The 23,397-nt window shown below is 70.2% G+C and carries 24 protein-coding genes and 1 pseudogene; 14 read left to right on the top strand and 11 right to left on the bottom strand.

The features are described from left to right. Positions 1-378 precede the first annotated feature (378 nt). Both FRANCCI3_RS24130 and FRANCCI3_RS27800 read left to right on the top strand, forming a co-directional pair. Complete coding sequence (locus FRANCCI3_RS24130; RefSeq protein WP_011435438.1) at positions 379-816, top strand: ArsR/SmtB family transcription factor; 438 nt, start codon at positions 379-381, stop codon at positions 814-816. 16 nt (positions 817-832) lie between these two features. Further along, positions 833-973: a hypothetical protein gene (locus FRANCCI3_RS27800; protein WP_157902460.1), complete on the top strand. Its 141-nt coding sequence runs from the start codon at positions 833-835 to the stop codon at positions 971-973. Between the two features lie 185 nt (positions 974-1,158). Here the strand turns inward: FRANCCI3_RS27800 and FRANCCI3_RS04945 are convergent, their stop codons facing one another. Beyond that, positions 1,159-2,235 carry a hypothetical protein gene (locus FRANCCI3_RS04945; protein ID WP_139341523.1) on the bottom strand — a complete coding sequence of 359 codons (1,077 nt, stop codon included), beginning with the start codon at positions 2,233-2,235 and terminating at the stop codon, positions 1,159-1,161. A gap of 205 nt (positions 2,236-2,440) precedes the next feature. On the opposite strand from FRANCCI3_RS04945, the gene FRANCCI3_RS04940 reads away from it, so the two are divergent. The 3 genes from FRANCCI3_RS04940 to FRANCCI3_RS27795 all read left to right on the top strand — a co-directional run bounded on the left by FRANCCI3_RS04940 (position 2,441) and on the right by FRANCCI3_RS27795 (position 4,567). Beyond that, positions 2,441-2,752 carry a hypothetical protein gene (locus tag FRANCCI3_RS04940; RefSeq protein ID WP_063613394.1) on the top strand — a complete coding sequence of 104 codons (312 nt, stop codon included), beginning with the start codon at positions 2,441-2,443 and terminating at the stop codon, positions 2,750-2,752. 844 nt (positions 2,753-3,596) lie between these two features. Then, positions 3,597-4,400: an ArsR/SmtB family transcription factor gene (locus tag FRANCCI3_RS24125; protein WP_011435437.1), complete on the top strand. Its 804-nt coding sequence runs from the start codon at positions 3,597-3,599 to the stop codon at positions 4,398-4,400. A gap of 11 nt (positions 4,401-4,411) precedes the next feature. Then, positions 4,412-4,567, top strand: coding sequence for a hypothetical protein (locus FRANCCI3_RS27795; protein WP_160323931.1), 156 nt, complete (start codon positions 4,412-4,414; stop codon positions 4,565-4,567). Positions 4,568-4,722: 155 nt separating this feature from the next. On the opposite strand, the gene FRANCCI3_RS04925 is transcribed toward FRANCCI3_RS27795, so the two are convergent. Continuing rightward, positions 4,723-6,198 carry a glycosyltransferase 87 family protein gene (locus tag FRANCCI3_RS04925; protein ID WP_011435436.1) on the bottom strand — a complete coding sequence of 492 codons (1,476 nt, stop codon included), beginning with the start codon at positions 6,196-6,198 and terminating at the stop codon, positions 4,723-4,725. 247 nt (positions 6,199-6,445) lie between these two features. Between FRANCCI3_RS04925 and FRANCCI3_RS04920 the strand changes: the two genes are divergently transcribed. Both FRANCCI3_RS04920 and FRANCCI3_RS04915 read left to right on the top strand, forming a co-directional pair. Next, complete coding sequence (locus FRANCCI3_RS04920; protein WP_108913784.1) at positions 6,446-7,564, top strand: molybdopterin-dependent oxidoreductase; 1,119 nt, start codon at positions 6,446-6,448, stop codon at positions 7,562-7,564. Further along, entirely contained in the window at positions 7,561-8,046 is a 486-nt protein-coding gene (locus FRANCCI3_RS04915) for a hypothetical protein (protein WP_023841302.1), read from the top strand. Before FRANCCI3_RS04920 ends, FRANCCI3_RS04915 begins: the two co-directional genes overlap by 4 nt. Here the strand turns inward: FRANCCI3_RS04915 and FRANCCI3_RS04910 are convergent. The 3 genes from FRANCCI3_RS04910 to FRANCCI3_RS04900 are packed head-to-tail and all read right to left on the bottom strand — an operon-like array spanning position 7,979 to position 10,112. Further along, positions 7,979-8,704, bottom strand: coding sequence for a methyltransferase domain-containing protein (locus tag FRANCCI3_RS04910; RefSeq protein WP_011435433.1), 726 nt, complete (start codon positions 8,702-8,704; stop codon positions 7,979-7,981). The two genes, FRANCCI3_RS04915 and FRANCCI3_RS04910, sit on opposite strands and share 68 nt — an antisense overlap. Then, positions 8,698-9,420, bottom strand: a complete 723-nt coding sequence (locus FRANCCI3_RS04905) for a TIGR04282 family arsenosugar biosynthesis glycosyltransferase (protein WP_011435432.1) — start codon at positions 9,418-9,420, stop codon at positions 8,698-8,700. Before FRANCCI3_RS04905 ends, FRANCCI3_RS04910 begins: the two co-directional genes overlap by 7 nt. Positions 9,421-9,431: 11 nt before the next feature. Beyond that, the gene (locus tag FRANCCI3_RS04900; protein WP_011435431.1) at positions 9,432-10,112 is read right to left on the bottom strand and encodes a glycosyltransferase family 2 protein; all 681 of its coding nucleotides are present in this window, start codon (positions 10,110-10,112) and stop codon (positions 9,432-9,434) included. A gap of 188 nt (positions 10,113-10,300) precedes the next feature. On the opposite strand from FRANCCI3_RS04900, the gene FRANCCI3_RS04895 reads away from it, so the two are divergent. From FRANCCI3_RS04895 to FRANCCI3_RS25970, 7 genes are all read left to right on the top strand, one after another. Continuing rightward, positions 10,301-11,104: a response regulator transcription factor gene (locus FRANCCI3_RS04895; RefSeq protein ID WP_148214905.1), complete on the top strand. Its 804-nt coding sequence runs from the start codon at positions 10,301-10,303 to the stop codon at positions 11,102-11,104. Between the two features lie 64 nt (positions 11,105-11,168). Then, the gene (locus tag FRANCCI3_RS04890) at positions 11,169-12,308 is read left to right on the top strand and encodes a sensor histidine kinase (RefSeq protein WP_011435429.1); all 1,140 of its coding nucleotides are present in this window, start codon (positions 11,169-11,171) and stop codon (positions 12,306-12,308) included. Between the two features lie 105 nt (positions 12,309-12,413). Beyond that, a complete protein-coding gene (locus tag FRANCCI3_RS04885; RefSeq protein WP_011435428.1) occupies positions 12,414-13,457 on the top strand; it encodes an SDR family NAD(P)-dependent oxidoreductase in 1,044 nt (347 codons plus the stop codon). Between the two features lie 650 nt (positions 13,458-14,107). Then, a complete protein-coding gene (locus FRANCCI3_RS04880; protein WP_011435427.1) occupies positions 14,108-15,610 on the top strand; it encodes an NAD(P)/FAD-dependent oxidoreductase in 1,503 nt (500 codons plus the stop codon). Positions 15,611-15,793: 183 nt separating this feature from the next. Next, positions 15,794-16,312, top strand: a complete 519-nt coding sequence (locus tag FRANCCI3_RS04875; protein ID WP_011435426.1) for a DUF5666 domain-containing protein — start codon at positions 15,794-15,796, stop codon at positions 16,310-16,312. A gap of 824 nt (positions 16,313-17,136) precedes the next feature. Then, a complete protein-coding gene (locus tag FRANCCI3_RS04870; protein ID WP_011435425.1) occupies positions 17,137-17,937 on the top strand; it encodes a class I SAM-dependent methyltransferase in 801 nt (266 codons plus the stop codon). Between the two features lie 13 nt (positions 17,938-17,950). After that, positions 17,951-18,334 carry a hypothetical protein gene (locus FRANCCI3_RS25970; protein ID WP_011435424.1) on the top strand — a complete coding sequence of 128 codons (384 nt, stop codon included), beginning with the start codon at positions 17,951-17,953 and terminating at the stop codon, positions 18,332-18,334. Positions 18,335-18,386: 52 nt separating this feature from the next. Here FRANCCI3_RS25970 and FRANCCI3_RS04860 read toward each other — a convergent pair whose 3' ends face one another. From FRANCCI3_RS04860 to FRANCCI3_RS27790, 6 genes and pseudogenes are all read right to left on the bottom strand, one after another. Next, on the bottom strand, positions 18,387-18,938 hold the full coding sequence (locus FRANCCI3_RS04860) for an FHA domain-containing protein (RefSeq protein ID WP_011435423.1): 552 nt from the start codon (positions 18,936-18,938) through the stop codon (positions 18,387-18,389). Between the two features lie 60 nt (positions 18,939-18,998). Further along, positions 18,999-19,481, bottom strand: coding sequence for a Rieske (2Fe-2S) protein (locus FRANCCI3_RS04855; RefSeq protein ID WP_011435422.1), 483 nt, complete (start codon positions 19,479-19,481; stop codon positions 18,999-19,001). Between the two features lie 22 nt (positions 19,482-19,503). Further along, positions 19,504-20,076, bottom strand: coding sequence for a DUF6529 family protein (locus FRANCCI3_RS04850; RefSeq protein ID WP_011435421.1), 573 nt, complete (start codon positions 20,074-20,076; stop codon positions 19,504-19,506). Between the two features lie 171 nt (positions 20,077-20,247). Then, complete coding sequence (gene pepN / locus FRANCCI3_RS04845; protein WP_011435420.1) at positions 20,248-22,884, bottom strand: aminopeptidase N; 2,637 nt, start codon at positions 22,882-22,884, stop codon at positions 20,248-20,250. Positions 22,885-22,965: 81 nt separating this feature from the next. Further along, positions 22,966-23,196 carry a hypothetical protein gene (locus FRANCCI3_RS25965; protein ID WP_041257794.1) on the bottom strand — a complete coding sequence of 77 codons (231 nt, stop codon included), beginning with the start codon at positions 23,194-23,196 and terminating at the stop codon, positions 22,966-22,968. A gap of 40 nt (positions 23,197-23,236) precedes the next feature. Further along, positions 23,237-23,374: pseudogene (locus FRANCCI3_RS27790) on the bottom strand (DUF5996 family protein); the annotation flags it as partial. Positions 23,375-23,397 lie beyond the last annotated feature (23 nt).

The raw sequence follows: 23,397 nt of genomic DNA, 5'->3' as shown, positions 1-23,397 counted from the left end.
GAGCGGGGCGGTCCCAACCGATCGGTGCGGTCCCACCGCCCTGCCGACGCGTCTCGAACCGAGGGCAGCAATGCTTCCACCAGCTCCCACAGATCGTCCGGGACCAGTCGCACCGCGAGGCTGTTCTCCATTACGTCCATGATCAGAGATGCACCCCGCGCACCCACACGAGACACGCTCTTATACGTCGCCATGACCACTTGATTCCGCCCTCAATGATCTGCCACTAACATATAGATGCTGACGCATCGACTCCTTGAGACCGCCCGAATAATCCGAATTATGTATTATCGCGGGCCGGGACTTCATCGATAATTTATCTTGATTGAGAAATTCGGATAATATTATTAATTGGATAAGCGATAGGATGAGCGATAGATGGATGAATTTTCTAGAATTTTCGCGGCCCTTGCAGACGCGACCCGTCGCAACATGGTCGAGCGACTTGTCAAAAATGACGCCACAGTAGGTGAGCTTGCCGAGCCGTATGAGATAAGTCTCCAGGCGGTCTCCAGGCACCTCAAGGTGCTTCAGGAAGCCGGCTTGATCCGCCGTCCTGGAGGTTGCCACCGCAGCCCGGTGCGTCTCGAAGAGGATGCGCTCGGCCCAGCGGCCCGATGGATCCAGGAATTTTACAGCTCTCGCCTCAGATTCAAGGACGACGATATCGCCGGAAATCTCACAGGGGTAGCTAACCCGGAGAAATTAATAGCTGTCCGGGAAAAGGAGGCGCTGACCGCGCTGGAGACCGCGCTGGAGACCGCGCTGGAGACCGTCTTCGGCAGAGCTGCAAGCCTGCCCGAAAAAGCCCTATAGCGTAAGTTGATCAGCGGTGTGTGTCCGACAGATACCGGATCCGCCCGGACCCCGGGTCGGCATGCTGCGCTTCGCGGCCTTGGCGGTCGCGGTCATCGCCGAGGACAGTGGCGCGGAGCATCGGGACGTCGCCCAGCAACGGGTGCGTCTTTTCTGAAAGCGTCATTTGTGTCTGATTGGAGTCAAGACATCCTGCCATCGGCGAGTCCGGACCTTTACGGATGTTTCAGGCACTACCAGGTGTGATCGTCGCTGGTCAGCGGCTGGTTGACCGACCGAGGGAAGCACCGGCGGGGAGGGACTTCGTCGCCGGGATCGTCGACTGCCGTCCAGTTCGCGGGATCATGGGCGACGTTGGTGCCCTTGTCCCAGACAGGTCACGGAGGCCCTGCGGTGGCGGTTGCGGTGACGGTGGAGCGCGTCGGTGAGGACGGCGGCAGGGTCCCGCTGGACCCCGAGACCGCCGCTCTGCTCGCGGGTCCGATCGAGCGGTGCTCCTCGCTGATCGGCTGGGCGGTCGACGGCGCCGCCGCCCTGGATCACGGCGACCGGGAGAAGACGCTCGAGACGGACGGCCGCGAACTGCTGCGCACGCTGCTGGAGACCACGTTCGCCCTCGACGCCGCCCGCGAACAGCGCGTCAGCCACCTGGTGTCCGCGGCCGGGATCCGCCACGGCGGCGTCGAGAAGAGCCACGACCGGGGCGTGATCAGCGTCTTCGGCCCGGTCCGGGCGTCCCGGCTCGCCTACCGCAACCGGCGCGAGGCGAACCTCTACCCGGCCGACGCCCGCTGGGCGCTCGCCGACGACGCCTACTCGCTGGGGATCCGCGCCCTGGCGGCCTTCCACCTCGGGACCAGCGGCTACGGGCAGGCCCAGCAGGTCATCACCGCGAGGACCGGGGTCACCATCGGGCGCGCCCAACTCGCCCAGCTCGCCCACGACCTGGCCCGCTGGGTCAGCGACTTCTACGACCTGCGTGCCGCCACCGCGGGCGACCTCGCCGCCGGCGACGTGCTGATGACGCAGGCCGACGGCAAGGGCATCGCGCTGCGCCCCGAGCACCGCACCACCGCCAGGAGCGACGCCACCCATCCCGGGATCAAGAAGATGGCCGAGATCGTCGCCGTCACGACCTTCACTCCCGCCGTCCGCCAACCCGAGGACATCGCCGCCCCACCCGCCCGCCGCGCTGAACGCCCCGGACCCACCGCGCGCGACACGTGGGTCTCCGCGTCGATCACCGACGACATCCCCGCCGTGATCGGCCGGGCGTTCGACGAGGCCGACTGGCGCGACCCCCTGCACCTGCACCAGCGGATCTTCCTCGTCGACGGCAACAGGCAGCAGATCACCGCCATCGGCGAGCACGCGCGCACCCGCGGCCTGACCGTCCCGGTCATCATCGACTACATCCACGCCGCCGAATACGTCCGCAAGGCCGCCCGTCCAGCTCAACCGCGGGAAGACCCCCACCGAGGTCAGCGACTGGGGCGACGGGCAACTACTGCGCCTCCTGCACGGCCGCGCCAAGCCGGTCGCCGCCACCCTCGCCTCGCTCGCCGCGAAGCGGCGGAACAACCCGCGCACCCGCGACCAGGACCTCGCCGACGTCGACCGGGCCGTGACCTACCTGACCGACAACCACCAGCACATGCGCTACGACCAAGCCCTCGCCAACGGCTGGCCGATCGCCACCGGCCTCATCGAGGGCGCCTGCCGCCACATCATCGAAGACCGGTTCGGCCTGACCGGCGCCCGCTGGTCCCCCGACGGCGCCGAGGACATCCTCAAGCTCCGCGCCGTCGTCATCAACGGCGACCTCAACACCTACCTGACCTACTACAAGCAGCGCTACCTCACCGAGCACCACCTCGCCCGCTACGACCCCGCCAGCATCCCCGACCTCGGACTCCACCCTGCACGACCGGAATGACCCGGAATCACCAACCTCTCAAAAAGACGCACCCCCCAGCAACTCCTGCGCAGAGCCGCCGAACTCCAAGAGTAAACGGCGCGGGGGCCGAGGACTCGTCGTAGGGCGGCTCGTCTCACCGCGGGCCGCCCGCGGCTGGGTCGAACCGGACTACAAGCAGGTCAAACACGAACTGGGCTGGGCCGACTTCCAGGTCCGCTCCGCCACCGCGATCGCCCGCCACTGGACCCTGGTGAACTGCGCGTTCAGCCTGTGCTGGCACGACACCCCCGCCAAGCCGCCCGCACCCAGCCCAGCCGGCGACAGCCCGCACCCGGTCCGTCCTGGCACACCGCCCCGATGCCCCACACCCCGCGAACTGATCGACACGCTCGCCGCCGGACACCAGCTCTGCCTCTACCTACCCCCGTAGATCACAGATCACGAACTGCCCATCACAACAAACCACCGCCAGTTGCCTCGATGATATGCTAACATCTATAGCTGTCGATGCACCGACCTCTTGAGGCCGCCCGGATAATTCGCATGGTCAAAACTGAGACAGAAGATCTCTGGCCGTCTGCGCTCGCTCGCTGGGATCCGCCACTTCTGTGCTCTGCACAGCTATCTTCGACAGCCCGCAAGAACGGCCTCGGCGCGCTCGACGCCCTCGCTCGTCTCACCACGGGCCGCCCGTCGCTGCCCGAAAACAGCCCAGCCCTCACCGCCGCCGCGCAACCATCCGTCACTGTCAATCAAGCGGCACCTCTGGCCAGTTACATCTGAATATGTATTATTCGCAGGCCGAGACGCCCGATTGATCTTGATTGAGAAATTTTGATAATGTTGTTGATTGGGTACGATTATGACTGAATATTCCAAAATTTTCGCGGCTCTTGCAGACGCGACCCGTCGTAACATGGTCGAGCGACTTGTCGAAAATGACGCCACAGTCGGTGAGCTCGCCAAGCCGTATGGGATAAGCCTCCAGGCGGTCTCCAGGCACCTCAAGGTGCTTCAGGAAGCCGGCTTGATCCGCCGCCCTGGAGGTGGCCACCGCAGCCCGGTACGTCTCGAAGAGGATGCGCTCGGCCCAGCGGCCCAGTGGATCGAGGAATTTTACAACTCTCGCCTCAGATCCAAGAACAACGATATCACCGGAGAGATCATAAGGACAGCTAACCCGGCCCCGGGAGAATTCGTAGTTGTCCGAGAATTCCCGTTCCCCCTAAGGCAGCTGCACCGTATCCGAACGGATCCTGAGCTGTACGTGCAATGGATTTCGCCGCCTGAGACGCAGGTCAGGATCATGTTCTGGGACCCCAGACCTGGTGGACGTTGGCGCCTCCGTTTCATCGGGGACTCGAAGGTCGATATCTACGGCACCTTCCACGAGTACGACCCTGGCTGGATCGTGCAAATGTTTACAATTGGCAATAAAACCGACAATCTCGCAATCTCGAGCCAGCGGGCCAAGGATGTCGGCGGCGACGAAAGCAGGATGTCCTTCAAAGTGACGACCGACAATCTCGAGGTCTGGGCGGACTTCAGACGCCGCTGCTACCCCGAGACCGAAACCAACGCTTCCGATATCCACGGGGAGGTGGAGGCCGAGATCAAGGAAGCCTTCGGCAGAGCTGCAAGCCTGCCCGAAAGCGATGCAGCGTAAGTTGATCAGCGGTGTGTGTCCGACAGATACCGGATCCGCCCGGACCCCGGGTCGGCATGCTGCGCTTCGCGGCCTTGGCGGTCGCGGTCATCGCCGAGGACAGTGGCGCGGAGCATCGGGACGTCGCCCAGCAACTCCTGCGCAGAGCCGCCGAACTCCAAGAGTAAACGGCGCGGGGGCCGAGGGCTCGTCGTCTTCAGGGAAGGGCCTTCTCAATCCAGTCCCTGATCGTGGCGTGGCGGGAACCCAAGCGTCCCACACCCGCGCCGACCAAGCTCTGAGCAGGGCCTCGTACTCGCCGGCCTCGTCAACGAGCCCGCCATTACACCCTCACCTGCCCTTCAGTCCCTGCGCCCGGTGACGACTCGGGCCGGGGTTCGACGACGGATCGGGCCGCGGGTGCGGCAGCGCGCTCGTCGACCGCCAGCCGTCGGCCGGTCCACCGGCGCAGACCGGTCGCGGCGAGCACGACGCCACCACCGACGGCGTAGGAATACACCCGCAAAGTCCACGCGTCACCGGGCAGATCCGTGAACAGCGAGACGTAGACGGGGTGCGCGGCCGCGGCGACGGCGAGCCATTCCAGCCGCCCGGCGATGACGGCGAGCGCCGCCAGCAGCACCCCGTACCAGGGCTGGACCGGGGTCGCGACAAGGAACGCGGCACCGACCAGCCACAGCGCGGCCCGTTCGACGGGAACCCGCTGTGGATCGGTCCGCAGCACGGCGACCGTGACCGCCGCCAGCAGGGTGGCCGCTGCCGCCTTCGCTGCGGATCCGTCCAGGTGCAGCAGCCCGGCGAGCAGGAGAAAGCGGCTGCCCTCCCCGTAGCCCTCGACGTCGAGGTACTGCGGGAGGAAGCCCAGCGCCTGTGTGCCGACGGCGAGGATGTGCGGCAGGTAGGACAGCACGACCACCCCGGCGGCGGCTCCGACGAGCGTGACGGGCCGGCGCCGGGCCGCCGCGGGCAGCAGCAACGCCGGGTACAGCTTCACCGCTACCGCGCCGCCGAGCAGCGCCCCGGCGACCCCCGTCCGCAGCGGGCGGGACCGGGCGGTGAGGACCGCCAGAGCGCTGAGCGCCAGCACGGCCCCGAGGACGTCGACGTGCGCATCGGAACCGATCTCCAGGCCGGCGAGCGGCGAGAACGCATAGAAGGCCGCGTGGCGCGGATCGCGGCCTCGCGCCACCAGCATCCGCATCATCAGCCCGACCAGCGCCAGGGACATCAGCGAGGCGTAGAGCTGGAGTTTGTGTTCGCGTGGCGGCCCCGGCAGGACATGAACGGCGGTGAAGTACGCCTGCGCCACCGGCGGGTAGATGGTGTGGGCGCGCGGGTAGTTCAGCCGGATGCAGTGCGGGCCGCGCCCGATCGCCGCGCATCCGGCCGGATCCGGGAACAGCCAGCGATCGCGCAGCCGGGCCAGTTCCGGAGCGAGCGGGCCGTACCGGTAGGGGTCGATCCCGGCGGCCTGGACCCGACCGTCCCAGGCGTAGCGGTACAGGTCGTCGGAGAGCTGCGGGCCGGTGGTGGCCGCTACGGCGTGGATGGCGACGATTCCGCCGAGCAGCATGGCGACGGCCAACCGGCGCGGGGCCGCGTGTACCAGCAGCGCGGCCGTGGCGACACCGAGCGCCCACCAGAGCATGACGGGGTAGAGCACCCCTGCCCGGCCAGGCAGGTATCCCGGCGCCGCAAGGACGGCGCACTGCGTCGCGAGCAGACCCGCGAGCCCGACACCCGCCCCGACCAGGGCCAGGGCGGGCCTGAGGCGTGGCGCGGCGCGGGTTCTGGGCATGGTCCCGAGACTGGCAGGCGCAGCGCCGGCGCGGGAACACCGCGCCGGGCCTTCCTCGTTCCGTAATGCCGGTCCTCGGTCGCGAGTGGTCCCGGCGACCTACCGTGCATTCGTGCGACAGTTGCCCCGCTGGTTGCCCCGCCGGTTACCTCGTCTGCTGACCGAAAAGCTGCCGGAACCACCCCCGGTCCTGCGGCGCGGCCCCCTGCGCGAAAACGCATTCCCCAGTCGGCTGCACGATCCACGGATGGCGGCTCTCCTCGGAGTCTGGCTCGGGATCGCCTTCGGAACATGCTTTCTGACCGGGCTGGTATCGCATTTCATGCAGCATCCGCCGTCCTGGCTGGAATGGCCTTCCCGACCCGCCTGGCTGTACCGGGTGACCCAGGGCCTGCACGTGACCACCGGACTCGCGAGCGTCCCACTGCTGCTGGCGAAGCTGTGGACGGTGTATCCGCTGTTGTGGGAATGGCCCCCGATCCGTTCCGTCGCCCATGCGGTGGAGCGGATGACGATCGTGCCGTTGATCGCAGGGGCGATCTTCCAGCTCAGCACGGGCATCGCGAACATCGCGCAGTGGTACCGGTTCCACTTCTTCTTCACCGTGACCCATTACTGGGTCGCCTGGATCACGATCGGCGCGCTGGTCCTCCACATCGTCGCGAAGCTCACCGTCATCCGGGCGAATGTGGGCCGTCGCCGCCATGAGCGCGCGCACCTGGCCGCCGCCACCATGGCCACCACCACCATGGCCGGCGCCGCCCCGGGGACGGGCGGTCTGACGCGGCGCGGCCTCGGCCTCGCGACGGGGACCGCCGCCGGGGTGATCGTGGCGACGACCGCCGGTCAGTCGGTTCCGGGCCTGGCCCGGCTGGACCTGCTCGCGCCGCGGCGGCCCGACATCGGCCCGCAGGGGCTCCCGGTGAACCGCACGGCGCGAGCCGCGCGGGTCACCTCCCTCGCCCGTGACCCCGGGTACCGGCTGGAGGTGGTCGGTCCGCGCCGGGTGGTGTACACCATCGAGGAGCTGCACGCGCTGCGTCGGTACAGCTCGAAGCTGCCGATCACCTGCGTCGAGGGATGGGCCGCGGACGCCACCTGGCACGGGCCGCGGCTGCGGAATCTACTGGACGCCGCCATGATCCCCGCCGACGCGACGGTCCGGGTCGAGTCCCTCGAGGCCCGCGGGGGCTACCGGGCAAGCGACGTCAACCCCTCGCACGCCCGGGACTCGTTGACCCTGCTCGCGACCGGAGTGAACGGCGCCGACCTCGACCTCGATCACGGTTATCCGGCCCGGCTCATCGCGCCGAACCGGCCCGGGGTCCTCCAGACGAAATGGGTACATCGGGTGGTGATGGTATGAACGCCGTCGTGCTGCGCGGTGTCGCGGTGGCGGCCGGGCTGGCCGCGATTGGTTACGGGGTCGACGGCGTGCTCACCCACCAGCAGGCCACCCGGCCGCCGAACACCGTGGTCTGGCTGATCGGCGGGGTCCTGGTCCATGACGCGTTGCTCGTGCCCGCGACGATGCTCGTCGGCTTCCTGCTCACCCGGTTGGTCCCACCGCCCTACCGGTCCGTCGCACAGGGCGCACTGCTGGTGAGTGCGGCGGTCGCCCTGTCGTCGCTACCGCTGTGGCGTGGCTACGGCGGGGACCCTGGGAACCCGACGGTGAACCCGCTGCCGTACGGACGCAACCTCGCGCTCGTTCTCGCAGTGGTCTGGGCCGGCGCGGCGGCCCTCATGGTGAGTCGGGCGGTCCGCGCCCGGCGGGGAATCATCCAGTCGGGAGACGCCGGCGCAGCGCGGCGAAGTGCCGACCGGCGTCGCACCAGGTCCGGGTGATCAGCAGTCCGGCGTCCGGCGCGATGCCGGTCAGATCGTCCCCGTCCACCAGGCACCAGGAGAAGGGCCGCGACACCCGGCCGGTCGCGTCCTCCAGCCGGACCCGCATCGGACCGGTCTGGGTGCCCGGCGGTTCGAGTTCGACGAGCACCCGGCCGGAGGGGGCGAGGAGTTCCCCGGCCCGGCGCAACAACCGGGTCGGGTCGCCGCCGATGCCGATGTTTCCGTCGGCAAGCAGCAGCGCGACCCATCGTCCCTCGGCAGGCACCCGGCCGAACACGTCCCGCCGTAGTGCCGGCACACCGGCCCGCCGGGTAAGGTGCACCGCGAACGGCGCGACGTCGATGCCGAGGGCCGGCACCCCGCGGGCCGCGAGCGCGGCCGCGAGCCGGCCGGGCCCGCAGCCGACGTCGAGGGTCGGGCCGCCGCAGTGACGCAACAACGACAGATCCCCGGGGGACAGCGCCCCGGTGGACCAGGTGGACCAGGTGGGCGGGGTCGACGCCGCCGGGGACAGGGTGCCACGCCAGCGGTTCACCGGCAGCGGGTCGCGTCGCCCGTCGGGACGGCGCATCCACAGCTGTCCACCGGCGGAGCGCAGTCCCGCCTCGTAGACGGTCGTCGGTCCCCACCGGCCGTCGGGGACGCCGGTCAACACGCGGTGGCCCGGCCGGCGGCGATGCGATCCCCGTGCGTGGCGCGCAGCGCCGCGGCGAAGCGTCCACCGGGCACGAGCCGGGCGACCGCGTCGGCGTCGGCCATGGTGTCGACGTCACGCACCGTCGGCAGGGTTGTGACCGTCAGGCCGGCTTCGGACAGGCGGGCCCGCTGCCGTGCGCCGGTGTCCGGGCGCGAGGTCGGCACGCCACGGAGAAGATCGCCGTCGGGGGTGGTCAGGCCGAGTGCCCACCATCCCCCGTCCGCGGCGGGACCGAACACCGCGTCGGTCGCGTGCAGCGCGTGGCAGGCGGAGGCGAGCAGGGCTGCGGTCACCTGGGGAGTGTCCATCCCGATGAGCAGGGTCGGCTCGGTGCCGGCGTCGAAGGCGGCGGCGAGCCGGACGTCGAACGGCCCCGACACCTGCGGCATCACTTCGATCGCGATTCGTCCGCCCGGGGTTCGTCCGCCCGGGGTTCGTCCGGCCGGGATTCGTCCGGCCGGGATTCGTGCGAACGAGGTCTCCAGCCATGGGCCGACCGCGCCGTCGAGGACGAGGACCGGGCGCAGTGCGTCGAACCCGGGCAGGCGAGTCAGCTCCTCAACCGCGGCCAGCGTGTCCGCGAGCGCGGCCGCCGCGACGGCCGCCGCCTGGTCCGGGCGCAGGGGCGGCGTGAGGCGGGTCTTGACCCGCCCAGGTACCGGCTCCTTCGCCATCACGAGCAGCCTCACCGGAGGCTCGCCAACAGGGCGGACATGTCCCGGGCCGTCCGGGCGGCGCCGAGCGGTGTCCCGGTCACCTTGGAGCGCCCGACCCGAGGGGTGTAGGCCACGTCGGTCTCGACTATCCGCCAACCGGCCTGGGCCGCCCGCAGCAGCAGTTCCAGCGGATAGCCGAACCGGCGGTCGGCGACGGGCAGTCGGAGCAGGTCCTCCCGGCGGGCCACCCGCATCGGGCCCAGATCATGGACGGGAACGCCGTGCCGGCGCAGCCGCCCGGCGACCACCGCGTTCCCGAGTCGGGCGTGCGGCGGCCAGGCCCGCATCGAGGTCGGGCGACGGCGACCGAGAACCAGATCGGCCCGGCCGGCCAGCAACTGCGTGACGAGACCGGGAAGCTCGGCGGGGTCGAGGGATGCGTCCGCGTCGCACACGCCGACCACGTCGGCGTCCGCAGCGAGCAGCCCGGCGTGCACGGCGGCGCCGTAGCCGCGCTCGGGCACGTCAACGACGACCGCCCCGCGTTCCAGCGCCACCTGGCGGGAGCCGTCGCGCGATCCGTTGTCCGCGACGATCGGCCGATAGTCGACGGGCATCCGGTCCAACACCCAAGGTAACGCCCCGGCCTCGTCCAGGCAGGGCAGGACGACGTCGACGGAGGCCCCGATCCCACTACGTTGCGTGAACATGATCGGGACTGTAGTGCCGTCCGCGCGTGATCAACCCTTACGAAACAAGGAATGCCCGGGTCCCGTCCGGCGGCTCGGCACGGACACGACGACGAGCACGACGAGCACGACGAAGCGGAGCATTACGAAGCGGAGACATCCGAACCGATCATGGCCGGGACGGCCGTCGCCTTACCTATCGTGGCTGGGTGGCCCGTGTGCTCGTCGTTGACGACGACGCCCTCGTCTCCGAGGTGGTTGACCGCTACCTGCGCAACGCCGGCTTCGACGTCGACCGCGCCGCGGACGGACCCACGGCCCTGCGGGTGGCCGAGACAACCCCACCGGACCTCGTCGTCCTCGACCTGATGCTGCCCGGTCTCGATGGCATCGAGGTGTTCCGCCGGCTCCGGGCGCACCGACCGGTACCAGTGATCATGCTGACCGCACGTGCCGACGAGTCGGATCGCATCACCGGTCTGGAGATCGGCGCCGACGACTACGTGACCAAGCCGTTCTCGCCGCGGGAGCTGACCCTGCGCGTGCAGTCGGTGCTGCGGCGGGCGAACGAGACGGTGCCGGGCGCGGAAGCCGGCGTCCTGCGGGCCGGCACCCTCGTCGTCGACGCGGCCGCGCGGACCGCCACCCGGCACGGGGTTCCGCTCGGGCTGACGGTGCGCGAGTTCGATCTGCTGGCCTTCCTGCTGCGCCGGCCCGGCCGGGCCTTCACCCGGGGCGAGCTGCTCGAACACGTGTGGGGATGGAGCTATGGCGACCCCTCGACGGTCACCGTGCACATCCGTCGACTGCGGGAGAAGATCGAGGATGATCCGACCGCGCCCCGGATGCTTGTCACGGTGTGGGGGGTCGGGTACCGCTACGATCCCGGCACCCCGCGCCCCGACAGCACCCCGCGCCCCGACAGCACCCCGCGCCCCGACAGCACCCCGCGCCCCGACAGCACCCCCACCGGACAGGTGGCGGCACCGGACGAGGGACGACACCGAGGATGAGACCCGAGGCGGTGCGGCGGGACGACGACCCCACGGGCGGGCTGCGAGCGAGAGCGAGGCCCCGATGAACGCCGACCTGGAGGTCATGGGGATCGCGCTCGGCTGTTCGACGGCGGCCGCGCTCACCGGCCTGCCGTTGCTGCGGGCGCTCCGGAGGCGGCCATTGTGGGCGACAGCAGCGTCATTGAGCGTGATACCGGTCGTCGCGGTGACGGTGGGGGTCGCCGGCACGGCACAGGCAATGTTCCTCTCCGATCATGACTTGCGGGTCGTGCTCATCGTGGTGGTCGTGTCGGCGGTGGTGGCGTCGGCATCCGCGGTGCGCCTGGGTGGCCCGGTCGTGGCGGCGATCGGGACGCTGACCCGGGCGACGGCGGCCCTGGGCGAGCCGGGCTATCACGGCGCCGACCGTGTTCCGACCGCCGAGCTCGGCGCGCTGGCGACGACCCTGGACGCGACCCATGTCCGCCTCGTCGAGGCGCGGGAACGGGAACGGGCACTGGAGGCAAGTCGCCGCGAGCTGGTGGCCTGGATCAGTCATGACCTGAGAACCCCGCTCGCGGGAATCCGGGCGACGGCCGAGGCCCTGCAGGACGGCCTGGTCACGGACGCCGAGACGACGGCCCGCTACCACCGGCTGATGCTCGCCGACGCCGAGCGGCTGACCGGCATGGTCGACGACCTGTTCGAACTGGCCCGGCTGCAGGCCGGTGCGCTGCGGCTGAGTCTGGAGAAGGTGCGCGTCGCCGACGTCGTCTCGGACGCGATCGCCGCGGTGGACCCGATCGCGCGGGCCAAGGGAGTCGTCGTCAACGGGCGGGCCGACCACGCCGGGTACGTTGACGCCGACGCGGCCGAGGTGGGGCGCGTGCTGACCAATCTCCTCGTCAACGCCATCAGGCACACCCCCGACGACGGAACGGTGGAGATCACCGCTACCGCGGACGCCGACCGGGCGGTCTTCGCCGTGGCGGACCGGTGCGGCGGCATCCCGCAGGAGGAGCTGCCCCGCGTGTTCGACCTCGGATTCCGGGGCGAGTCGGCCCGGACCCCCGGTGGTGACGACCATCCGCACCAGCCACGGATGCGGTCGGGGATCGGCCTCGCGATCGTCCGTGGCATCGTCGAGGCGCACGGGGGCGACGTCACCGTGCACAACCATCGGGAGGGCTGCCGCTTCGTCGTCGCGCTTCCCACGTCCTGACGTCCGGACGCCGCCCGGGGTTGCGACGGCACGGGCCGGGCCGGGCTGGAGACGTTCCGTGGTTCGTAAGATCCGGCGCGTCCCGGCACCGTTAGCGTCAGCGTCATGCGGGTTCTCGTCACCGGTGGCGCCGGCTTCATCGGTTCTCACGTTGTTGACGCGCTGGTCGCGGCGGGCGACGAGGTCAGGATCCTCGACGCCCTGCTTCCGGCGGTGCACCGGACGAAGCCCCAGGTCAACAACGCCGCCGAGATGATCGTTGGGGACGTGACCGATCGGGACCAGGTCGCCGAGGCACTGAGCGGGATCGATGTCGTATGCCACCAGGCCGCCATGGTGGGTCTGGGGGTTGATCTGGACGACCTTCCGGCGTATGCCACGAACAACGATCTCGGCACCGCGGTCCTGCTCGCGGCGATGGCCCGCGCCGGGGTGGGGCGACTGGTCCTGGCGAGCTCCATGGTGGTCTACGGCGAGGGTGGTTACCGCTGCCCGACGGACGGACCAGTGCGCCCCGGACCACGGCAGGCCGCCGAGCTGGACGCGGGCCGTTTCGAGCCGCCGTGCCCACGGTGCCACCGGCCGCTCGCGCCCATCGTGGTCCACGAGGACGCCCCCCTGGATCCCCGCAACGCGTACGCGGCGACCAAGGTCGCCCAGGAGCATCTCGCGGCGGCGTGGGCGGCGGAAACCGGCGGAACCGCCGTGGCACTGCGCTACCACAACGTCTACGGTCCGCGGATGCCCCGGGACACCCCCTACGCCGGCGTCGCGTCGATCTTCCGCAGTGCGCTGGAACACGGGCGGGCCCCGCGGGTCTTCGAGGACGGCCGGCAGCTGAGGGATTTCGTGCACGTCCACGACGTCGCGCGGGCTAACCTGCTGGCGTCCGGCCAGCCGCAGGCACCTGGCCGGCTGGTTCCCCTCAACATCGGCTCCGGTGATCCCCACACCGTCGGGGACATGGCGGACGCGCTGGCTCGTGCCTTCGGCGGTCCGAGGCCCGTCGTGACCGGCACCTCCCGGGTCGGCGACGTCCGCCATATCGCAGCCTCCTCGGCCCGAGCAGGCGATCTTCTCGGCTACCGGCCGCGGGTCGACTTCGCCGAGGGGATGCGGGCCTTTGCCCATGATCCGCTGCGGGACTGAGATTCTCCCCGGGTCCGCAATCCTCCCCGGGCCCGCTCGGGGCAGACCCACGAAGGACTAATCCCCGCCGACCATCTTCATGAGATCGAAGATGCATCCGCCGAACACGCTGCCCGTGAACGCTGCCCGTGAACGTGCAGGACGCGAACGTCACGTCAAAGAACGAGCACCGAATGAAGGTGCAGGTGGTGAAAGCAGTGTCCGAATAGACTGATGCGCTAAACCGGACCCCCGGAAAGTGCACTCGGTCAAATCCACCGCACGAAGAAAACATGATCATAGCTCTGGCCAGACCGATCCCCGCCGTCGGGGCCCAGGGACCGGGTGGTCGTCCGCGTCCGCGGGGCCGGTTCGCCGTATTTCCGTTCGGCCCTGCGCCGCCGCCTTCCGGTCAGACACGATCTTCAGTGCCCACCCATGGTCGCACTCCGAACTGGGCGTATCACTCGACGAGGCATCAATCGCCCACGAATTGTGTTGCATGCCACATGTCCCGTCGATGCTATCCGGCGACAGGAGGTGACGATAAACACGATCCCATCTCGGATATACGGCGGAAAATAGTAGCCGGGGGCCGGCACCATCAGGTATATGGTCTTCGCGGCGCCAAGGGGCACCGCCGGAGTCAAGAGGCTGAGCGGAGAAGGATCGTGACCACGGACAGCGCCCAGACAGGGCAGGCCGGCGAACCGGAACGGCTCGAGGAGCGAAGCACCTCCCCGCACCGAGTAGTGATCATCGGGTCTGGCTTCGGAGGTCTGTTCACCGCGCAGGCCCTCCGCAAAGCACCGGTCGAGGTCACTCTCGTCGCGAAGACGACGCACCATCTGTTCCAGCCGCTGCTCTACCAGGTGGCGACGGGTATCCTGTCCGAGGGCGAGATCGCCCCGACCACCCGTGAGGTACTGAGCCGGCAGGACAACGCGCAGGTCGTCCTCGGCGAGGTGACCACCATCGACGTGAACGCAAGAACGGTCACGTCCCAGTTGCTGGGTCGCACGACCGTGCACCACTACGACAGCCTCGTCGTCGCCGCGGGCGCGGGCCAGTCGTACTTTGGCAACGACCATTTCGCCACGCACGCCCCGGGCATGAAGAGCATCGACGACGCGCTCGAGCTGCGCGGCCGGATCTTCGGGATGTTCGAGCTCGCCGAGGCGTCCACCGATCCCGCGGACGTGGAGCGGTTGCTGACCTTTGTCGTCGTCGGGGCGGGCCCCACCGGCGTGGAGATGGCCGGGCAGATCGCGGAACTCTCGCGCCGGACCCTGCGGCGGGACTTCCGCAGCATCGACCCCGCCAAGGCCCGAGTCATCCTGCTGGACGCCGCACCCGCCGTCCTGCCGCCGTTCGGCGAGCGGCTCGGCGCGAAGGCGGCCGACAAGCTGACCAAGATCGGCGTCGATGTGCAGCTGGGCGCCAAGGTCGTCAATGTCGACGCGACCGGCATCGACGTCGAGGACAGCGACGGCACCCGCCGGCGCATCGACTCGGTCTGCAAGGTCTGGGCCGCCGGCGTTGCCGCGAGCCCGCTGGGCCGACAGCTCGCCGAGCAGACCGGTGCGGGGCTCGACCGCGCCGGCCGCATCGAGGTGCTGCCCGACCTGACCCTGCCGGGTCATCCGGAGGTGTTCGTCATCGGGGACATGGCGAGCCTCAACCGGCTGCCCGGCGTGGCGCAGGTCGCGATCCAGGGCGGCCGGCACGCCGCCAAGGAGATCCAGGCCTGGGTCGCCGGCAAGCAGACGGGCCGGCCGTTCGAATACCATGACAAGGGCAGCATGGCCACCATCTCGCGGTTCAGCGCGGTGGCGAGCATTGGCAAGGTGCAGTTCAGCGGCTTCTTCGCCTGGCTCGTCTGGCTGGCCGTGCACCTCGTCTACATCATCGGGTTCAAGCACCGGCTGACCACCCTGCTTCACTGGACGGTGAGCTTCATCGGCCGGGGCCGGTCGGAACGTACCGTCACCGAGCAGCAGATCTTCGCCCGGGTCGCGGTCCAACGCCTCGGAACGGACTTCGCGCCCTCCCTGCCCCCGCACGCGAGTCAGGAGGCGCCGTCCTGGACGGGGGCCCGGACGATCGTGCCGATGCAGCCGCAGGCCAAGGGCGAGGGCAAGGGCGAGGACAGCCGGCAACCGTCCCGGGTCTAGCGCGTAGCGCGGATCCGGCCTTCCACGTGGTTCGCACCACGCTCGCATGTTGCTCACATCTCGCTGTCGCATCGTGGGCTCCGACCGCGTGCCGCCGTGGCGCGCGGCGCCCGGCCGATCGCCGCCGCTCAGGGCCGACGACCGGTTCGCGGCGTAGTGACGCGACGCGGAAGGACGACACAGATGCGCAGCTTCCTGACCGGACGATGGGGTGCTGGGGTCGCCGCAGCGGGTCTGCTTGGGCTCGGGTTGGGGGTCGGGCTCGGGTTCGGCGGGACAGCCGCATCCGCTGCCTCGGACCGGACTGCCAGCGCAGCAGCCACCCCAGCCGACCACACGTTCCTGGGCGACCATCCGCGACTCGCCGAGGCCCGGCTGCGTTCCCACGACGGGCTGCGTCCCCATGGCGGCATCTGGGCCGGCGGCGGCGTACACGGTGAGGCAACGGTCAAAACCGGCAAGGGCTTCCAGGTAGTGGCGGGGCAACGCGGGAAGGTGACCGCGGTGAGCCCCACCTCCCTGACGGTCACCAGTGAGGACGGCTACGTCGGCACCTATGTGATCAACGCCGATACCCGGTTGCGGATCGACGGGGACGCCGCGAAGGTCTCCGACCTCCACCCGGGGGCGACGGTCCGGGTGGGCGCGACGGTCAAGGACGGCACCCGCACGGCGGTGGTCGTCGCCCAGCCCCAGGACTGACCTACCGCCGAGGGCCTATCCCGGCATCGAAGATCACCTGGGGGACGCCTGTCAGCGTGACGGCGGCGTCCCCCCTCCGCCATCCGGCTCGTCCGCAGGAAGCTCCGGACAGCCCTCGCGTTCGAGGTCCGCGGCGCGGACCATGCGACACCGCGGGCACGGTGTCCCCGGCCGCGCCATCGTCTTCAGCCCCTGGCGGGGACGCCGTCCCCGATGTTCCGGACACCGCAGGTACAAGAAGTCGGCCTGAACGGGCATCGATTTCTTCATGGCAGGGGAACCTTTCCGGTTCCACCGCATTCCCGACACTTGATGTTGGCGTCACCGTCGAAAAGACCGTCCTCGTCCGATTCCGCCTGCGGGCGCGTCTGATACTGCGTGCCGTTGCAGGACGAGCAGGTCATCAGGCCTAGGCTGAGCCGCTCGTCGGGCGGCCGAAAATACCGACTGGATCTTTTTCGTTGTCTCGCCACGCGATCAAGGGTGCACGCTCCATCACAGCCTGTCCAGACGCATCCACCACCAGGGCGTCATCCGGGAGACAGGCGCACCGTACTCATCCCATCCATCACTCGTCCGGCTACTTTGCCTACATTTTGACCCCCGGGCCGGCGCCATGGTGAGCGGCGGGAGCGACTGGACGACCGCGACCTCGTCGAAGCGGCCGTGTGCCTCGCCAACGGCGAGCGCAGGAGTGCTCCTGCTGGTCTCATACGATGACCGACTGATTCGTCGAGGCAGGCAGGCCGTCGTGCCGCGGTGGCCTGTCCCGGCACCGCGATCGGCGCGCAGTCCGTGGCCACCCGGAGAAGGACGAGGGATGGATGATCAATAATGCTGCCCACGTACGGACCAACCGTGCCCGCTGGAACGAGATCTCTGACGACTACCAGCGACTGAACGCCCCGCAGATCCGCCGGCAGGTGTTCACCGGCGACATCTCCTGGGGGCTATGGGCCGTTCCGGAATCACGGCTCGGCGTGCTCGGTGAGGTCACCGGACGGGACATCCTGGAGATGGGCTGCGGGGGCGGCCAGTGGTCGAGCGCGCTGGTCCGGCGGGGGGGCCGACCGATCGGCTTGGACCTCTCCGAACGGCAGCTGCACCACAGCAGACAGCTCGCCGCGGAGACCGGGCTGTCCTTCCCCCTGATCCAGGCGAGTGCTGAGGCGGTGCCCTTCGCCGACGACTCGTTCGACATCGTCTTCGCCGACCACGGCGCCTTCTCCTTCGCGGACCCCTTCCGGGCCGTGCCGGAAGCCGCACGCGTGCTGCGCCCCGGCGGCCTGCTCGCCTTCAGCCACGTCAGCCCGATCTACGAGATCACCGTGGCGCCGGGCCGGGACGCCCCTGGCAGTCGCCTGACCCGCGACTACTTCGGGCTGCGTTTGCTGGCCGAGGCCGACGGCCTGGTCAGCGCCAACCTTCCCTACGGCACCTGGATCAGGCTCTTCCGGGACAACGACCTCGTCATCGAAGATCTTCTGGAACCCCGCCCGGCACCGCCGGCATCCGACAGTCACAGCGAGGAACCGGCACCCGCCCAGCCCGAACGCGGCGACAAGGCATGGGCGCGCCGCTGGCCCTCCGAATGCATCTGGCGGCTACGCAAGCCGACGCGGTGAAGGCATCGGCCTCGTGACGACCACGCTGACTGGCGACGCCGCCCCGCACGCCGCTCTGCTGACGGGCATGGCGGATCTCGCCCGCCGGCTCCGACCGGGCGGCCGGGAGACTTCCGTCGTGCTGTCGCACCACGGTGAACGGCTGATCGTGCGCCACGGTGACGTCGTGCTCAAGGCCCACCCGCCCGGATCCGGCCCACAGCCGCCCGCGGCCCGGCTCCGGCTCGTGGCCACATCCTGCTGTCCCCGCTGCCGTCCCCGCTACCCCAGCCGTCCCCGCTACCCCAGCCGTCCCCGCTACCCCAGCCGTCCCCGCTACCCCAGCCGTCCCCGCTACCCCACGCCACCCCTACCGGTCTGGACGGGCTTGCCGTCCGGGTCCACGACCGATGGGTGAGTGCCTGGCCGCGATGGGTGAGTGCCTGGCCGGCCGGAGGGCCGGCCGGAGCTCAGGACAGCGCGAGCAACGCGCCGAGGGTGAAGCCGACCGCGGCGAGCCACACGAGGGTGGGCAGAGCGCGCAGCCAGCTCGCCACGGGCGAGTGGCCGGCGTGACGCTGGGCCGGAACCTGGGCGGAGTCCGCCCCCGCCGGGACGGGGCTGGGATCGATGCGGCCCTGGCCGCCCTGGCCGGCCAGCATGGTCGCCAGATTCCCGACGTCCGGGTCGTCGGGCGCGGCGGGCGGGCGCCGCGGCGTGGGACTGACCGGGGCCAGGACGACCGTCGGCCCGTTCGCCGCGCCGAGGTGCACCTGCACCTCGCCGTCGTTCAGGGCGATGCTGCCGGTCCGGGCGCCGTCCACCCAGATGCCGTTGGAACTGACGTCCCGGGCGAGCCACCCGGCATCGCCGCGGGGCTCCAGCAGGACGTGACGCCGAGACACCCGGCCGTCCGCGATGACGACATCGCAGTCACGGCCCCGGCCGACGACGTGACTGCGGTCGGCGGACAGCACGCTCTGGCCGGACGGGACGGTGATCCGCAGCCCTGTCGGGTCCACTGTTTCTCCTCCTGGGAGGATCCGGCTCCTGCCGAGATCCGGGCGATCGGGGCGCGGGGGTCAGGCGGGGAAGATCGCGTTGTCGCGGACGGTGACGGCGACCGGCGGCAGCGGCTGTTTCGCCGGCCCCGCGACGGGTTCCCCGGTACGGGTGTCGAAGGCGCTGCCGTGGCACGGGCAGAGGATGCGGCCCTTCGCGATCGCGTTCACCGAGCAGCCCTGATGGGTGCAGACGGTGGAGAAACCCTGGATCGTGCCGGCGGCATTCCTCGTGAGCACCAGGCCGGCGTCGCCGAGGATGAGACCGCCGTCGGCAGGCACCTCGTCGACCCGGGCGAGGGGCGCCGCGCCGCCGGCCTGGCCACCGCCGTTACCCGCGCCCGAACCGTCGCCACCCGCGCGGGTCCCGCCCGCGGTTGCCTGCCGTGGTTTCGGATCGGCCGCGTCGCTGCTGCTGGCGACGACATACCCGACGGCACCCGCGGCGACGGTGACCGCGATGCCGGGGACCACGAGGCGCCGCGTCGGTGCTTCCTGCGTCATGACTTTTTCCTCGGGATCCTGTTCAGACGTGCGGAATACCGGACCGGGTGAAAAACCACAGTGAAGCCGTCAACCAGATTGCGACCAGGGAAACGAGAACCGTCGAGCCGAGGACGGGCAGTACCCACCCCGGTAACCCGCTAGTCCGTAGGCTGATCATCTTTGCCGCGTAGGCCCCGTAAAAGGCGCAACCCAGGAGGCTGTGGAGAAGCACCCGGGTACCATCGCTGGCAAAGCCCAGCGCCCAGATGCAGTGGAAGGCCACCGGCAGGGTGAGGACGAACGCGGTCGTCCCGCTCCATCGGTGCAGCGGACCGGCCCAGCTCGGCGCCGGGCCCGCGCCGGGCAGCCGTCCCCACATCCACAGTGCCGTGGCCAGCTGAACGAATAGCAGAACGGCGGCGGCCGTCGTCAGCCACGCCTTCATCGGCAGCATGCCAGAGAAACCGAGGGTGAACAGCGGCCGCCCGGCCGGTTCGTGAACCCTCGCGTACACACCGGTCGACACCGCGACGGCGGCACCGACCAACAAAGTAACGCCTAATGCCGCACCCGCACTCGTCTGCCGTTCGGCCCGGTCCGTGCCGGCTGCCATACCGCCCCCCGTCCCCTGAGACACCCTTGCTGCGCGAACTATGCCGGAAAGAGCGCGGGCGCGTCCAGAGCCGTCGGCGAGATGACATCGTCAGTGGAATGACGATGCCGCCGGCCGGATAACGGGTGGGTTGGAGCAGGGCCGGCGTCAGGGCCGGAGACGGGCCCGGCGTCAGGGGCGGAGACGGGCCCGCACCGCTCGGCGGAGTTCGTCGGTCGCGTCGACGACGACGCGGCGCAGGAGCGGGTCGAGACGGTCGCGGGCCAGCAGGGCGTCCGCCTCCCGCACCGTCCCCACGGACACGGCGAACTGCGGATAGGCGTGGGTGGCGATCTGCCGGGCGGCGTGCGGGGATCGCCGGGCCGCCATCGCCGGCATCTGCTCGAAGTAGCGGGAGACGTACCCGTCGGTGAGATCCGCCTGCTCGGGCTGCCAGAAACCCTCGGCCGTCGCGGCGACCAGCCGGGCGGACATCGTGTCGTCGTCCACGATCATCCGCCAGGCCCGGGCTTTCGCCTCGGGATCGGCAACGGCGGCGCGGGCCCGCGCCGCATGCTCGGCGGCCCGGGCGCTGCGATCACGCCGGCTCTCGGCCGCGATCTCCCCCTCCCCGGCCCGCCCGAGTACGACCAGCCGGTGCAGCAGAGTCCAGCGTAGTTCCGGGTCGATGACCAGTCCGGCCGGCACGTCCGTCCCGGCGAGCCACGCCGCCAGCGTTCCCGCCTGCGCCGGTCCGCTACACCCGATGACCCCGCGGGCGGCGGAGAGCTGATGACCGCCTCCCGGTGCTGCGGCCGCGAAGGCCCGCGCGCAGGCGGCGTGGAGCGCCTGCGCCGCCGCCGGTCGCGCCGACGGCGCGAGATAGCGGTTCAGCACGGTGGCCCGGGCGAAACGCAGGGCGTCCTCGAAGACGGCGATCTCGGTCTCCCGGGGCAGCGCACCCGCGGCGAGCGTCAGATAGTCGGCGGCGGGCCATTCGGCGTCCCGGGTCGCGTCGGCCGCGGCCGCCCAGATGATCGCCCTGGCAAGCGGATCGGCCGTCCGCGGCAGGACAGTGGGCAAAGCGGCGAGATCGGCCGGGACGAAACGGATCTTGGCGTAGGTCAGGTCGCCGTCGTTGACCAGCAGCAGGCGTCCCGCCTCGCTCCCGACCAGTGACGCGATCCCGGTGCGCCCGCCCGGCGCCGCCGGATCGATGTCCACCTCCACCCGGCGGAGCAGCACGATCGGCCCGGTCGGCTCCGTCGGATTGGTCGGCTCCGTCGGATTGGTCGGCTCCATCGGCTCGGTCTGCTCCGCCGGGCCGTAGACGCCGATGCCGATGCGGTGCGGACGCAGCGTCGGGTGCGTCGGCGGTGCCGTCTGGACCACTGCGACCTGGGCGAGGCGGCCGTCGGAGCCGATCGTGATCTCGGGGCGCAGCGTGTTGACCTGTGCGTGGCGCAGCCACACCTCGGCCCAGCCGGCGAGGTCCCGGCCGCTCGCCGTGGTCAGCGCGGCGAGCAGGTCGGCCAGGGACGCGTTGGCGAAGGCGTGCTGGGCGAAGTACGTCCGCAGCCCGGTCAGGAAGGCGCCGTCGCCCACCCAGGCGACCAGCTGCCGCAGGGCCGACGCTCCCTTGGCGTAGGAGATGCCGTCAAAGTTCAGCAGGGCGAGTGCGGTGTCGGGGACGTCGGCCGGGGCCACCGGGTGCGTCGACGGCCGCTGGTCGGCGGCGTAGCCCCAGCTCTTGCGACCGACGGCGAAGCTGGTCCACGCCCCGGTGAACCGCGTCGCCTCGGCGGTCACCCGATAGCCCATGTACTCGGCGAACGACTCGTTCAGCCACAGGTCGTCCCACCAGCGCATGGTGACCAGATCACCGAACCACATGTGGGCCATCTCGTGGGCGATGACGACGGCACGCAGCTCCCGTTCGGCCTCGGTCACCGCCGAGCGGAACACGAACTCGTCCCGGAAGGTCACGCACCCCGGGTTTTCCATCGCGCCGGCATTGAACTCGGGCACGAACGCCTGATCGTAGGTCCCGAACGGGTACCGGCTCGCGAACAGCTCGTGGTAGCGGTCCAGGCAGGCCCGGGTGACGCCGAAGATCTCCGCCGCGTCGGCGTCGAGGTACGGCGCGAGTGAGCGGCGGCAGAGCAGCCCGAGCGGGATGCCGTCGTGGAAGTCCTCGACGAGGTGGTACGGCCCCGCGACCACCGTCACGAAGTAGGTCGCCAGGGGTGCCGTCTCGGTGAACTCCCACCGCCCCGGCGAGGCCTGCTTCCCGGCACCGTTCGCCCGCACCGTCCAGTCGGGGGGTGCGGCCACGCTCAGGCGCACCGGCGCCTTGAGATCGGGCTGGTCGAAGCAGGCGAACATCCGCTGGGCGTCGTCGAGGAAGGTCTGCGCATACAGGTAGACCTCGCCGTCCTCCGGGTCGGTGAACCGGTGCAGCCCCTCGCCGGTGTTCGAGTACCTCATCGTGGCCGTCACCACGAGCTCGTTCGTCGCGTGCAGCGTCGCGAGGGGGAGCCGGTTGCCGTCGACGGCGGAGGGGTCCAGCGGCTGGCCGTTGAGCCACAGTTGCTGGATGGATACCGGTTTGAGCTCGACGAACGTCGCCGGTGCCGGTTCGCCGTCCGCCGACGAGCCGTCCGTGGCGAGGGAGCCGTCCGTGGGGGGACGGAGGCTGAAGCGCACCCTGGTCGTCGAGCCGAACTCCGTCGACGTGCGAGCCGCGGTCAGGTCGAGCTCGATCTCGTAGCCATCGACGCGGACCAGGCCGGCGCGGGCGAGGGCTTCGTCCCGGGTGAGGCTGTGCATACGGCGAACCTATGAGATGCCTCGCCGCCCGTCCGACGTGGACCTGGTCACCCCCCGATCTTGCCGGGTGGCCCGTCGATGTCAGTGCCCGGAGGCGAGGACAGGGTCGGTGACGCCGTGGGGGCAGGCGAACCGCTCGATGTCCCTACCCGCCCGGTAGGCCCCGGCCCGGTAGGCCCCGGCCCGGTAGGCCCCGGCCCGGTAGGCCCCGGCCCGGTAGGCGCTGTCGTCGAAGTCGAGAACGCCGGCCCGCCGGTCCGGGCCGCGCTCGAGGGCCGCGAGCGGGAGGACGGCACGGATGCGGATGGTCAAGGCGGATCTTGATGCCGAGCGCCGCCAGCGCGTCGAAGGTGCGGCGGTAGAACGACGCTACCGACTGCGCGACCAGGGGAAATGAGATCCTCTCGCCGTCCAGGCGCTGGACGACCAGCTCATGACCGACGAAGTCGAAGTCGATGGTGAAGATCGGGTTTCCGTCGACCTGGCCCATCGGACGCGTCGTCAGTCCACGGC

The organism is Frankia casuarinae (assembly GCF_000013345.1).
GTDB classification, from domain to species: Bacteria; Actinomycetota; Actinomycetes; order Frankiales; family Frankiaceae; genus Frankia; species Frankia casuarinae.
This window is presented reverse-complemented; position numbering and strand designations above follow the sequence as displayed.